Here is a 13,666-nt window from a genome sequence, read left to right on the forward strand (position 1 = left end):
CTAACACTAAAACAACATTAAGCATCACATTTATGTTCCTTGGTATCGATTTAGGCACTTCAGGTGTAAAAGTAATTATTTTAGACGAGCAAGACCAATTGCTTGCTCAAGCAAGTGGATCTTTAAGCGTTTCACGCCCAGCACCACTTTTTTCTGAGCAAAACCCTACAGACTGGTGGCTTGCTACATGTAGTGCAATCGAGGATCTTAAAAATACTCACCCTGCATTACTAAAATCGGTAAAGGCTGTGGGCCTTTCTGGGCAAATGCATGGCGCTACGCTGCTTGATAAAAACAATAATATTATTCGTCCAGCCATTTTATGGAACGACGGGCGTAGTGCTGCACAATGTGTAGAGCTTGAAAAACGCGAACCAAATTCTCGTAATATTACCGGCAACATAGCAATGCCTGGTTTTACTGCACCTAAATTGGTGTGGTTAAAAGAGTTTGAACCAGAAAACTTTGCAAAAGTAGCCAAAGTATTATTACCAAAAGACTACCTACGCTTTTTAATGACCGGCGATTTTGCATCAGATATGTCTGACTCTGCAGGCACATTATGGCTAGACGTAGAAAAAAGAGCATGGTCGCAAAAAATGCTTAGTGCTTGCGACTTAACAGAGCAACACATGCCTACTCTTTTTGAAGGCACACAAATTACAGGCAAATTAACAGCCCAAGTTGCTGCTAAATGGGGAATGGAGCAAGTACCTGTTGTTGCAGGCGGTGGCGATAATGCCGCAGGCGCTGCCGGTGTAGGCGTAGTAAAAGCCAAAACAAGCGTTTTTATCATTAGGTACTTCGGGCGTTTACTTTGTTGCCAACGAAAAATACCTGCCTAACCCAGAAGGTGCTGTACATACTTTTTGTCATTGCATTGAAAACACCTGGCACCAAATGTCAGTGGTGTTAAGCGCAGCAAGCTGTTTAACCTGGGTCACTAAATTAACTGGTTTTGAAAACGAAGGTGCATTGCTTGAACAAGTAAGTAAATGCGACTTTAGCAAACCAAGCTCAGTGATATTTTTGCCTTATTTAACTGGCGAACGTACGCCGCATAATAACCCCGATGCCAAAGGCGTGTTTTTTGGTTTAGACAGTGATACCGATGCAGCAGCCCTTGGCCGCGCAGTACTTGAGGGCGTTGCTTTTGCCTTTGCCGATGGCCAACAAGTACTGCTTGATGCCGGCGCACAAATTGACGATGTAACCGTTATTGGTGGTGGCGCTAAAAGCACACTGTGGGGAAAAATCATCGCAAGCGTACTTAACCGCCCCCTAATTTACCGAGAAGGCTCAGAAGTTGGTCCCGCATTTGGCGCAGCAAGGCTTGCCCGAATAGCAGTAACACAACTCCCTGCACAACAAGTGTGTGTTAACGGCAAAGTAACGCAAACCATTGAGCCAGACCCAATCATGCAAGACTTTTACGCACAGCAATACACAACATACAAAGCACTTTATCAAAGTGTAAAAACATACTTTTAATACACTATTATAAAATTAATGGAGCACAATATGAGCGAGCAATTTTTTACAAACGTTGAAAAAATTAAATTTGAGGGTGAAAACTCTAAAAACCCATTTGCATTTCGTTACTACGACGAAAACCAAGTAGTGCTTGGCAAAACAATGAAAGAACATTTACGTTTTGCAGCCTGTTACTGGCATAACTTTTGTTCTACAGGGTTTGATATTTTTGGTGAAGGTACATTTGATCGTCCTTGGATCCAACCTGTAGGCAATCAATTAGAACTTGCTGAACAAAAAGTAAAAGTAGCCTTTGAATTTTATGAAAAATTAGGCGTTCCTTACTTTTGTTTTCATGATGTTGATATTGCACCTGAAGGTAAAACACTACAAGAAAGCCACGATAACGTAACGCACATTGCTAACATTATCGAAAAAGAAATGCAGCGTACAGGTGTAAAACTACTGTGGGGTACTGCTAACTTATTCTCAAATCAACGTTTTTGTGCCGGTGGTGCAACAAACCCTAATCCTAATACGTATGCATATGCAGCAGCACAAGTTAAACATGCAATGGAAATTACGCATCGTTTAGGCGGCGAAAACTACGTACTTTGGGGTGGTCGTGAAGGTTACGACACGCTACTAAATACAGACCTTGCACAAGAAAGCGAACAGTACGCACGCTTTTTAAAAATGGTTGTAGAGCACAAGAAAAAATTGGTTTTAAAGGCACATTATTAATTGAGCCAAAACCACAAGAGCCAACTAAGCACCAGTACGATTACGATACAGCAACAGTTGCAGGCTTTTTATACAAGCACGGCTTACAAGACGAAATTAAAGTAAACATTGAAGCAAACCACGCAACACTTGCGGGTCATAGTTTCCATCACGAAATTGCAGTTGCTTGCGCAGAAGGCATTATGGGTAGTATTGATGCTAACCGTGGCGACATGCAAAACGGTTGGGATACAGACCAATTTCCTAACGATGTAGCTGAGTGCACACTTGTTGTTTACGAAATTTTAAAAATGGGTGGTTTTACAACGGGCGGCTTTAACTTTGACACTAAACTTCGTCGTCAATCGTGTGAACGCGATGACTTATTCATTGGTCACATTGGCGGTATGGATACGATGGCTAAAGCATTACTCAATGCAGCAGCAATGATTGAAGGTGGCGAGCTGTCTGACTTTGTTGAAAAACGTTACGCAGGCTGGAAAGAAGACCTAGGTCAAAGCATTCTAAATGGTGAGCAATCACTTGAGAGCCTTTCAGCCTTAGTACACGAGAACAACATCGATCCTAAGCAAGTTTCTGGTCGCCAAGAACTGCTTGAGAATATTGTTAACCGCTACGTATAAGGACATCGCCTCGGTTTTAAAGCCGAGGCGTACATCATTATGAACTTGTTAGAACAACTCAAAAAAGTAACCACGGTCGTTGCCGACAGTGGCGATGTAGATTCAATCAAAGCTCTACAACCGGTTGATGCAACAACCAATCCTTCGTTAATTTTACAAGCTGCAAAATTACCTCAGTATAAACATTTAATTAGTGATGCTATAAGCAAAGCTGGCAACGACGTTGACGCTATTTGCGACCAACTTATTGTTAACTTTGGCTGTGAAATACTAAAGGTAATACCTGGGCGTATATCAAGCGAAGTAGATGCGCGTTTATCGTTTGACACCAAAGCAAGTATTGCCAAAGGGCGTAAGCTTATTTCGCTTTACGAGCAAGCGGGTATTTCAAAAGACCGCGTACTTATTAAACTTGCTTCAACATGGGAAGGCATTAAAGCCGCCGAGCAGTTAGAAAAAGAAGGTATTAAGTGTAACTTAACCCTGCTTTTTTCGATGGCTCAAGCCATTGCATGCGCACAAGCTAACGTAACGCTTATATCTCCGTTTGTTGGTCGTATTCTTGATTGGTACAAAGCCCGCGATAATAAAGAATACACCCCAAACGAAGATCCTGGTGTGCAGTCGGTTACAGGTATTTATCAGTACTATAAAAAGTACGATTATAAAACCGTGGTAATGGGCGCAAGCTTTAGAAACATTCAGGAAATAATCGAACTTGCTGGCTGCGATTTACTGACTATCTCGCCATCATTACTCAATGATTTACAAAGCCAAGAAGGTACTCTGGTTACTAAACTTGACGCTGCAAATATTGACAAAGCACCGCAAAGCGACATAACCCCACTCACCCACGAGCAATTTTTATGGCAGCACAACGAAGATCCAATGGCCAGCGAAAAGCTCGGTGAAGGTATTCGTAACTTTGCCAAAGATCAGCGTATTTTGGCTAAATTGGTTGAAGACTTACTAAACTAATTTCCCTCAAGCCTGCCATATTATGTGCAGGCTTTTTTAATTTTATTTGAGGTAATACATGACTCAGCTTTCTTCTCGTGCGCCTTTTGCAAATGCTATTCGCGCACTTAGCATGGATGCGGTACAGCAAGCAAATTCAGGGCATCCGGGCGCACCTATGGGTATGGCCGATATAGCCGAAGTACTGTGGAACGATTTTTTAAACCATAATCCAAACGATCCAAATTGGGCAAACCGAGACCGCTTTGTACTCAGTAACGGTCACGGATCTATGCTTATTTATTCTTTATTGCATTTAAGCGGGTACGAACTACCACTTAGCGAGCTTAAACAATTTAGACAAATGCATTCAAAAACCCCAGGACACCCTGAATACGGTTATACCCCAGGTGTTGAAACAACAACAGGCCCGCTTGGCGCAGGTTTATCAAACGCTGTAGGTATGGCCATTGCCGAAAAAGCCCTCGCCGCGCAATTCAACAAAGAGAGTTTTGATATTGTAGATCATTACACTTACTGTTTTATGGGTGATGGCTGTTTAATGGAAGGCATATCGCACGAAGCATGTTCGCTTGCAGGCACACTAGGCCTGGGTAAACTTATTGCTTTTTGGGACGATAACGGCATATCTATCGACGGACACGTTGAGGGCTGGTTTACCGACGACACCGCTAAACGCTTTGACGCTTACGGCTGGCATGTAATAAAAGATATAGACGGCCATGACCCAGAGCAAATTGCCAGCGCCATTGCACAAGCAAAACAAGTGAGCGACAAACCTACTCTACTTTGTTGTAAAACCGTGATTGGTTTTGGCTCGCCAAATAAATCAGGCTCGCACGACTGCCATGGCTCGCCATTAGGTAATGACGAAATAACTGCGGCGCGCAAATTTTTAAACCTCCCAAATGAAGCATTTAGTATCAGTGATGATATTTACGCCCATTGGGACGCTAAACAAAGCGGTGATAAAAAACAAAAACAATGGCAACAACTGTTTAGTGACTACACCAAAAGCCACCCTGAGCTTGCCAAAGAATTTGAACGCCGCGTAATTAAACGCACCCTGCCTGAAAGTTTTGAAGCTATTGCAAACGACTACATTGCACAGTGCAACAAAGACGCTGCTAATATTGCCAGCCGAAAAGCCTCGCAAAACACCATTGAAGCCTTTGCCCCGCATTTACCAGAGTTACTGGGTGGCTCTGCCGATTTAGCTGGTTCTAACTTAACGCTGTGGTCTGGCTCTAAAGGCATAAGCGCAGATGACGCCAGCGGTAATTACCTGTTTTATGGCGTGCGCGAGTTTGGTATGAGCGGCATTATGAATGGTATATCACTGCACAGTGGTTTTATTAATTACGGTGCTACATTTTTAATGTTTATGGAATACGCCCGTAACGCAGTAAGAATGTCGGCACTTATGGGTATTCAAAATATATTTGTGTATACCCACGACTCTATAGGCCAAGGTGAAGACGGTCCAACTCACCAACCTATTGAGCAACTAGCCAACCTACGTATGACCCCAAACCTAGTCACATGGCGCCCATGTGACGCAGTAAAAACTGCAGTATCGTGGAAAAACGCGATACAAAATCAGCAGCAACCTACTGCGCTTATTTTTAGTCGCCAAGGGCTAAACCACCAGCCACGCAGCGCTCAGCAAATTAGCGACATAGAAAAAGGCGGCTATATTCTTAGCGAAAGCAATAAAGCACCTGAGCTTATTTTAATTGCAACAGGCTCTGAGGTAGATTTAGCAATGCAAGCTGCTAAAGAGCTCACAGCACAAGGCGTTGCAGTGCGTGTGGTATCAATGCCAAGCACCACATTGTTTGACCTGCAATCAGACGATTATAAGCAAAGTGTACTGCCAAACTCAGTTGTAAACCGTATTGCAATTGAAACATCACACCAAGATTACTGGCTTAAATATGTCGGCTTACAAGGCAAAGTAATTGGTATGAGCACTTTTGGTGAGTCGGCGCCAGGTAATGTGTTATTAGAGCATTTTGGCTTTACCACCAAAAATGTAGTGAGCACCGCGCAGGCGTTAATTAAAGCCAACGCTTAATATATTTAGTACGCGTAATGCGCTAAATAATCCAAACTTTATCCAATTAATGCGCTAAGCCTCCCAAAGCTCGGCGCATTTTTACAATTAACCAACAAAGGTGAACTATGAAATACTTACTATTAATTATGCTTTTTAGTGCAAGCACTAGTTTTAACGCATGGGCAAATGACGAGCAAAATGATGAACTAATGCTAACGATTTTTTTAAAACACGACCAATCAAAAAATCTCTCTGAAATAAAAGAAATACTCAACAACGCTAACTTTTACAAACATTTTCCGCCAGAGGGCGCAACGGTAGAATCTTGGAAAGTAATGATGGGCATAGGGCAAGTAGTCACTTTGCGCTTTCCGGCAGCGCTGTTACCAAAAGTAAACTTATCGATTGAACGTTATGGTTGGAAAGCTTACAGCACTGAGTTTTACCCAACTTACGATCTGTACCCAATCGTAAAAGAAGAAATTAAAAAAGCTAGAGCGAACAATTAAAAGAGTAACCATCATGACAACTTCACTTGTTCAATACACGCTAAGTAATGAGGTAAACGATACTATTTCTATTATTAACTACGGTGCCCGGCTTACCAGCTGGGTTACCCATATTGATAATAAAAAACGAAATATTATACTTGGTTATTCTAATATTAATGACTATTTGAACGACACGTTTTACTTAGGCGCTATAGCCGGCCCTTATGCAAACAGGCTAAGTAACGCCCAAATAAACATTGATGATAAAACCTATGTACTTAATAAAAACGAAGGAGTAAACCAACTTCACGGCGGCCAAAAAGCATTAAGCGACTTATTTTGGCAGCTCGATTATCATCAAAAAAATGCATTAAGTTTAAGTATTACCCTGCCTGATGGTTACAACGGCTACCCCGGTAAAACTATATTTAACGTGCTGTATACCTTTACCACTAACAGTAAAAACCAAAGTAATCTTGATATTAAATTTACGATTACCAGTAATAAAAAAACCATTGCAGGGCCAACAGCGCACCCATATTTTAATTTAAATGGCATTACTAACAGCGCACAAGGGCATACATTAAAACTGGCTGGCGCGTATTATACCCCCGTAGATACAAACGCCATTCCCACAGGTTTAATAGCCCCTGTAGCAAATACCACTTTTGACTACACAAATATGCGCGTGCTTAATAAAATCGATAAACTCGATCATAACTTTGTAACCGAGCAAGTACTTAATCTGCAAGCCAATAAGCAACACGCAGAGCTTACTAGCGCCGATGAAAAAGTAATGCTGAGTGTATTCTCTAACTACCCTGCTATTCAGGTGTATACAGGGCAGCATTTAAAAAGTCCGTTTAACCAATTTGACGGTATTTGCCTAGAGCCGCAATTTTGCCCCGACAGCCCTAATAACCCACACTTCCCATTTAGCTATTTAACACCACAAGTACCTTTGCAAACGCATATTAGTTACTGCTTAACTAAAACCAATAAAAAATAGCTATTTTATAAACCAAAAAAGGATCGCTATTAAGCGATCCTTTGCGGGAGGTTAAATGTTTAGTGCGATTATAAATCGCTTACAAAGCTTTTAAGTTTTAACTCACGGTCAATTAATAATGGGTAATCGGTGCGCCCTTGCATTGGCCAATCGTTGCGCCAAGTACGTGCATCGCTTATACCCCAAAAAGTAACACGGCTTACTTTATCGTCATGTTTTTTAAGTATGTCAAACACGGCTTTGTAGCGCTCGCCTAACTGGGTGTTTACTTCACTCGGTAAACCATTCGGGTATGGGTTAAAGCGCTCTTGTAGCGCAATATCTAACGAAATATCAGCCCCATGTTCTTCACCTTCAGGGAACGGTAATACCGAAATATCAAGCTCGGTTATCATCACATCAATGCCAGTGGCTGCGTATGCCAAAATAGAGTCTTCCATTAACGAAAGCTCTGGGTTATCAAGCGAGTAATGCGCTTGCATACCAATACCATCAATTTGAATACCTTTGCTTTGCAAATTTTTAATAAGCGCGATTGCACCGGCTCTTTTTTCTGGCTTATATAAGTTGTAATCGTTGTAGTATAGCTTGGCATTAGGCGCTGCCTGCTTAGCGTATTTAAACGCGTATTCTATAAAGTCGTCACCAATAATGGTGCTCCATTTAGATTCACGCAGTGTGCCGTCTTCGTTAAGTGCTTCGTTTACCACGTCCCATGCAAAAATGCGGTTTTTATAGCGCCCTGCAACAGCATTAATATGGTTTTGCATACGCTTAAGTAATGCATCGCGGGTTAGCGGCTCGCCTTGCTCGTCTTCAAAAACCCAGTCAGGAGTTTGCGAATGCCACACTAATGTGTGCCCAACTAACTCTTGGTTGTTCTCTTGTGCGTACTGAACTAGCGCATCAGCAGCTTCAAAGTCATACGTTTCTAGCTCTGGGTGTATACGCTCCCACTTCATTGAGTTTTCTGGCGTAAAGGTATTAAATTGCGCTTTAGCTACGTTTAAATCTTCAGGCAAAGCCCCTAATATTTGGTCGCGGCTAATCGCTGTGCCAATTTTAAAGTGGTCTTTAAATTGCGCTTTAAGCGTTAATTTCTCCGGCGCTTTTTGCGATTTTAATGTCGGTTTACTTTGCTCTGCTGAGTCATTACAGCCAAGTGCAAGGCTCGACATTCCTAATAAAATAGCAATCGTAAGTTTATTTTTATGCATGATGTACCTGTTGTGTGTTTTTTAGTGTGCAACGTAAACTTAACACCATATAGTCTTTTTGACAACAACGTTTTATTAAAATAGACTGAACAAAAATAACACAGTACACATTCCTTAATCACACACTTTACTAGCAACAAAATTAGCAAGGATACACATGAAAAAAATAACAATAAAACGGCTTCTGCTAATTAGCGCATTTTTCGCCTCATTTATATTCAGCGCCCTAATTCGAGCAGATCAAACCAGCACTCACGTGCCTATTTGGCATAAATTAAGCTTAACCCTTGAAGGCCCGCACACCAGCGAGCTTGCCACGCCTAACCCTTTTACCGATTACCGCTTAGACGCCACATTTACCAGCCCCACTAATAAGCAATATACAGTACCTGGATATTATGCAGCCGATGCAAACACTGCTCAAACACATGCAACAGCAGGCAACAAATGGCAGGTTTTGTTTTCGCCCAACGAACTTGGCAAATGGCGCTATACACTCTCATTTGTTAAAGGCCGTAATATCGCAAGCGTGCCATTAAATACTGTTACAAATGAGCAATCAGCCGGATTTTTTGATAAACAAACAGGCGAGTTTAATGTTACCGCCGCCACTAAATCATCCAGCAGTAAAGACTTTAAAAGCAAAGGTAAGCTTGAATACGTTAATAAACCCTATTTGCAGTTTAATGGCTCAAAAGAGTACTTTTTAAAAGCCGGTGCTAACAGCCCCGAAGTGCTGCTTGGCTTTTCAGGGTTTGATGCCACTCCCACAAAGCGTAACTACCAAGCGCACATAAAGCATTGGCAAAATAGCGACCCTACATGGCAAACAACCAATACAGAGACTGATAACAGTAGTCATCAATCTTCTAAAGGCATTATTGGGCTAATAAATTATTTAGCGTCGCTTAACATTAACGCGTATTACTTTTTAACCATGAACGCCTACGGCGATGGCGACCAAGTTTGGCCATGGCTTAGCAAAACCCAAACCACACGCTACGATGTATCTAAATTAGCTCAGTGGGATATTGTATTTAGCCACATGCAGCAAAAAGGCATAATGACTCACTTTGTAATGAGCGAAACCGAAAACGAGTCACTGTTTGAATGGAACGAAAGCCAGCTTAAAAACGACTTTGCTGTTAGTCGCAAAATTTACTATCGCGAGTTATTTGCCCGCTTTGGCTATCATTTAGCAACCACGTGGAATATAGGCGAAGAAAACGGCTGGCAAGATCCAAGCGGCGACGATAAACAACAAAAAGCTAATACCACAAAACAAAGAAAGCAATTTGCCGATTACTTTCAATCACTCACCTACTACCCTGAGCATATAGTGGCCCATAACGGCCCGTCGCTCGACTACCACATTTACGATAAACCAAACGACAACATTTTGGGCTACCCCGCCTACACAGGGGCAAGCTTACAAGGTGAACTTAAAACAAACACCACTTACAGTGATGTTTTAAAGTACCGCCATCTTACTCAAAGCAACCCTCACCCGTGGGTGATCACCATGGACGAAGCCTATATTTACGAGTATGCAAACAATGTAGATACGTGGCGTAAAAGTAACGTGTGGGCCTCATTTATGGCAGGTGGCGCAGGTATTGAGTTTTATTTAGGCGGTGGCGGCGACTTAACAGAGCAAGATTTAACGCCTTACAAAAATTACTATTTAGCGATGACCAACGCTGTTGCGTTTTTTCAAAAATACGTGCCGTTTACAAAGCTTACACCCACCCCAGAGCTTACAAAAACAGGCTGGGCGTTAAGTGATAACTCAACGTTTTACTTATTTTATTTTAGTAACGCAAGCCAAGCTCAGGTCACATTACCAAATGCGTGTTACACACTAGATTGGTTTAACCCACGAACTAACAACTATATAAACGGCAAGCGCTTTTGTGTAAATACCGCAACGAGTACACAACTGGCAACACCACCCTACACACCTAACAACGACTGGGTTTATTTAATAAACCTAAGCGCTAAATAATAAGGATAACAAACATGAATCATTTAACAGTTAAACATTGTATAACCGGCGTATTACTTACAACCGCAGCCACTTTAGCATTACCTGTAAACGCAGAAGATAAACCCACACAACTTACATCAGCTATTGTGAGTAAAAAAGACGCGCACATTACTCATTACGAAGGCGGTGATTTTCATACTTACTTTTATGGCGATACACCACTCACCAAAGGCGCTATTACGGGCGTTGCGGTTATTAAACCTAATAACGAAATACACCCTGCCCACCAGCATCCCGATGAAGAATACTTAATGATTCTTGAGGGCTCTGGCACGTGGACGCTTAATGGCAAAAGCCAGCCTGCTCATACTGGGGATATTTTATTTGCAGCGCCTAATGACGTACATGGCATTTATAACAATGGCGATGTGCCACTTAAGTTTGTAGTCGTGAGGTATCAGGCTAAGTAGTTTTGAATGGCTTTTTTAGTTTTTTAGTTTTTTAGTTTTTTAGTTTTTTAGTGAAATAGACTAAGTGAATTATGCACAAAGAGGTTAAGAGGCGCTTCGCTTTTAGAAGAAAAAAACAGCCTGATATTAGATCAGGCTGTTTTGTGATTATTACTATATATTATTTAGGTATGATGAAGTCAAAAGATCTTTGGTGAATATAATTTTAAACTCATGTCTGTATATAAATTCTAAAACTAACTAAACGTTGAACAAAGTGAGAAATTTCAACTATATTTTCTTATGCTAAATTTTAGTGTTGTTATTTGCTTAATGTATATTCAACTTTACCAGAACTAAAATCCTCTAAAACAGCATGTACAAAATCTTTAGCATCAACAGAAACAAATAAATCCTGTTTTGTTAACTCCCATAAAACTTTCACATTACGAAGTTTTAATTTTTCTCCAAACGGAAAAATAACTCGAGCTTCTGTAGGTTCAATTACATCTTCTTTCTTAACATTACACTCAATTAAATTATCAATAATATTTTTATCAAGCCAGTCACCAATAAATAATACCTCACCACCATCTTCAATAGTTGAATCATATACATTGAAAGATACTTCCATTTCATTAGCTTCAAAAATTTCTTTTGTTTCAGGATCTCGTGCATCAAAAGCAACAGCTAAATGTAAATATTGTTTTTGATAAATCTCACCGCTTATATCCACAATCTGAATGCATCCATCCCAATCTGAGCCTTCCGGGGTCTGATTCTTTTTAGACTTATCTCATAGTGATTACAGAAATCAACTACTCCAGATTGAAATCCCTGTGTGGTAACAATTAATCCCTGACTATTTGCGATATCATTAAGTAGCCCTAACATGTTTCGAGCATGGATTAGTGATATTGGTTTAGAATAATATTTACACTCTATAAGTACTTTATGACTAACGCCTGCATATTTATATTCCCAAAAAACATCTATTTGATGTTCTACCCCTGACTTACCTTTGATTTTCTGATCATGCTTAACTTCAAGGTTCTCAACACCTTCTGACTCCAATATAGATTTATATATCTTTTGGGTAAGTAGTTCATAATCTTTTGATGTTTCACAAAGTTCCAAAAGCAATCTCCTTGAACATAACAATATTAGTAAAGGACAATTTCATAACTAATTGATAGCAACTTATCCTAGTCTATTTCATATATTAGTACTAAACACTATAACGTCAGGGCGGGATCACACTTTGTAAATAAACAAATTTTATGATCTAATACCATAAATTTAATCACCTTAAACTTATTATGTCACTCTTCTCACATTTAGAACTCGTCAAAGATAATCGTTCACATATAAATCAACACCATAACTTAGTTGATGTGCTTTTTCTTATTATTACTGCCGTTACATCAGGGTGTGAAAACTGGCAAGATATTGAAGTCTATGGCGAAAGTAAGCTTAATTGGTTAAGAGGATTTCGTTCTTTCAAAAATGGCATACCCACTCGACATAGTATTGCTCGGATTTTTAGAACCGTTGATACTGACTCATTACTACTCGCGATGTATAGCTGGGTCAATCAAAACCGCGTTAAATCAGCGCATCCTGTCATTGCCTTCGATGGCAAAACTATTCGCGGAGCAAGTAAACACATTGCTGATAAATTACACCTCGTCTCAGCATTTGATTGTGAGGCAGGTCTCACATTATTCCACCAAACAGTTGGCAGTAAGACGAATGAAATACCGGCAGTTCGGGATTTATTGAAAATACTCGATATCAATAACACCGTCATTACACTTGATGCTTTGCACTGCCAAAAAGAAACGCTAAAACAGCTAATTAGCAGACATGCAGATTATCTAGTGCAAGCAAAGGGTAATCAAAAGAAACTTTATAGCGCGATTCAAGATGCATTTACACACCAGTATGAATCTGAAAACTCAGAGATACTTAGTCATGTAACACAAGATGCAGGGCATGGGCGAAAAGAAGTACGCACGATAGATTGTCTTGATGCGCGTTTATTACCGAGTGAAATTAAAGAGAGCTGGCCATCAGTTAGGACAATCGTTGCGGTGCAGCGAGAGCGAACGAAGGGTAATAGAACGAGTATTGACACACATTACTACCTAACATCGTTGACAGACAATATATTGATAAGTAAAGCAATAAGACAACATTGGCTGATAGAAAATCAGCAACACTGGATACTGGATGTCGTATTTAAAGAAGATGCCTGTCAAATAAATGAGCCATTAAGTGCGCAACATATGGCACTATTTAGACGCGTCGTTAGGAACATGATAAAGCAGCATACGAAAAGCAAGGGGTCAATAAGAAGTAAGTGTGTAAGAGCTTGTTATGATGATGCTTTTAGAGAAGAACTTCTTTTTGGTTAACATTTTTAACAAAGTATGCTCGCGCCCTGACTATAACGTATTGCTAGTTATTAACTTTAAACTCCGCATTCTTTTTCTGATGCAATAAACTCATGAGGAACTTCTCTTTTTCTTTTTGTGATAGTTCTAATAAAGCCGAGAATTTAAATCGCAATCCCATCGTATTGGACGCTTTGTTTGGTATTAGGTAATCGTTTATCAAGGCATGCTATTAAGCCA

At 40.5% G+C, this 13,666-nt stretch carries 10 protein-coding genes and 2 pseudogenes; 9 read left to right on the top strand and 3 right to left on the bottom strand.

The window, feature by feature from the left end; all coding sequences use genetic code 11:
- Window positions 1-32 precede the first annotated feature (32 nt).
- The 6 genes and pseudogenes from xylB (at window position 33) to P4S71_RS19155 (ending at window position 7,377) form a co-directional block, all read left to right on the top strand.
- A pseudogene (xylB, locus tag P4S71_RS19130) lies at window positions 33-1,491 on the top strand (xylulokinase).
- A gap of 30 nt (window positions 1,492-1,521) precedes the next feature.
- Window positions 1,522-2,840 (top strand): annotated as a pseudogene (gene xylA / locus P4S71_RS19135) (xylose isomerase).
- Between the two features lie 39 nt (window positions 2,841-2,879).
- Window positions 2,880-3,818 (top strand): transaldolase, encoded by a 939-nt coding sequence (tal, locus tag P4S71_RS19140; RefSeq protein WP_337151288.1) that lies wholly within the window; start codon window positions 2,880-2,882, stop codon window positions 3,816-3,818.
- 58 nt (window positions 3,819-3,876) lie between these two features.
- Entirely contained in the window at window positions 3,877-5,895 is a 2,019-nt protein-coding gene (gene tkt, locus P4S71_RS19145) for a transketolase (RefSeq protein ID WP_337151289.1), read from the top strand.
- Between the two features lie 107 nt (window positions 5,896-6,002).
- A complete protein-coding gene (locus tag P4S71_RS19150; protein WP_197111317.1) occupies window positions 6,003-6,386 on the top strand; it encodes a hypothetical protein in 384 nt (127 codons plus the stop codon).
- Between the two features lie 13 nt (window positions 6,387-6,399).
- A complete protein-coding gene (locus tag P4S71_RS19155) occupies window positions 6,400-7,377 on the top strand; it encodes an aldose epimerase family protein (protein ID WP_337151290.1) in 978 nt (325 codons plus the stop codon).
- Window positions 7,378-7,445: 68 nt separating this feature from the next.
- On the opposite strand, the gene P4S71_RS19160 is transcribed toward P4S71_RS19155, so the two are convergent.
- Window positions 7,446-8,594 carry an endo-1,4-beta-xylanase gene (locus P4S71_RS19160; protein ID WP_337151291.1) on the bottom strand — a complete coding sequence of 383 codons (1,149 nt, stop codon included), beginning with the start codon at window positions 8,592-8,594 and terminating at the stop codon, window positions 7,446-7,448.
- A gap of 157 nt (window positions 8,595-8,751) precedes the next feature.
- Between P4S71_RS19160 and P4S71_RS19165 the strand changes: the two genes are divergently transcribed.
- Window positions 8,752-10,599, top strand: coding sequence for a DUF5060 domain-containing protein (locus P4S71_RS19165; protein WP_337151292.1), 1,848 nt, complete (start codon window positions 8,752-8,754; stop codon window positions 10,597-10,599).
- A gap of 14 nt (window positions 10,600-10,613) precedes the next feature.
- Window positions 10,614-11,051 carry a cupin domain-containing protein gene (locus P4S71_RS19170; protein WP_337151293.1) on the top strand — a complete coding sequence of 146 codons (438 nt, stop codon included), beginning with the start codon at window positions 10,614-10,616 and terminating at the stop codon, window positions 11,049-11,051.
- A 301-nt stretch (window positions 11,052-11,352) separates the two neighbouring features.
- Here the strand turns inward: P4S71_RS19170 and P4S71_RS19175 are convergent, their stop codons facing one another.
- Both P4S71_RS19175 and P4S71_RS19180 read right to left on the bottom strand, forming a co-directional pair.
- Window positions 11,353-11,766 (bottom strand): hypothetical protein, encoded by a 414-nt coding sequence (locus P4S71_RS19175; RefSeq protein ID WP_337151294.1) that lies wholly within the window; start codon window positions 11,764-11,766, stop codon window positions 11,353-11,355.
- Entirely contained in the window at window positions 11,757-12,167 is a 411-nt protein-coding gene (locus P4S71_RS19180) for a restriction endonuclease (protein ID WP_337151295.1), read from the bottom strand. The genes P4S71_RS19175 and P4S71_RS19180 overlap by 10 nt, the downstream gene beginning before the upstream one ends.
- Before the next feature lie 182 nt (window positions 12,168-12,349).
- Here P4S71_RS19180 and P4S71_RS19185 point away from each other — a divergent pair, with 182 nt between their 5' ends.
- Window positions 12,350-13,447, top strand: coding sequence for an ISAs1-like element ISPsesp1 family transposase (locus P4S71_RS19185; protein WP_096792602.1), 1,098 nt, complete (start codon window positions 12,350-12,352; stop codon window positions 13,445-13,447).
- Window positions 13,448-13,666 lie beyond the last annotated feature (219 nt).

This window comes from Pseudoalteromonas sp. B62 (genome assembly GCF_037162565.1).
Classification (GTDB): Bacteria; Pseudomonadota; Gammaproteobacteria; order Enterobacterales; family Alteromonadaceae; genus Pseudoalteromonas; species Pseudoalteromonas fuliginea.

What these genes read in the sequence shown, in the direction of transcription:
- tal (WP_337151288.1), top strand. Translation starts at nt 2,880, where the DNA reads ATGAACTTGTTAGAACAACTCAAAAAAGTAACCACGGTCGTTGCCGAC.
- tkt (WP_337151289.1), top strand. Translation starts at nt 3,877, where the DNA reads ATGACTCAGCTTTCTTCTCGTGCGCCTTTTGCAAATGCTATTCGCGCA.
- P4S71_RS19150 (WP_197111317.1), top strand. Translation starts at nt 6,003, where the DNA reads ATGAAATACTTACTATTAATTATGCTTTTTAGTGCAAGCACTAGTTTT.
- P4S71_RS19155 (WP_337151290.1), top strand. Translation starts at nt 6,400, where the DNA reads ATGACAACTTCACTTGTTCAATACACGCTAAGTAATGAGGTAAACGAT.
- P4S71_RS19160 (WP_337151291.1), bottom strand. Translation starts at nt 8,594, where the DNA reads ATGCATAAAAATAAACTTACGATTGCTATTTTATTAGGAATGTCGAGC.
- P4S71_RS19165 (WP_337151292.1), top strand. Translation starts at nt 8,752, where the DNA reads ATGAAAAAAATAACAATAAAACGGCTTCTGCTAATTAGCGCATTTTTC.
- P4S71_RS19170 (WP_337151293.1), top strand. Translation starts at nt 10,614, where the DNA reads ATGAATCATTTAACAGTTAAACATTGTATAACCGGCGTATTACTTACA.
- P4S71_RS19185 (WP_096792602.1), top strand. Translation starts at nt 12,350, where the DNA reads ATGTCACTCTTCTCACATTTAGAACTCGTCAAAGATAATCGTTCACAT.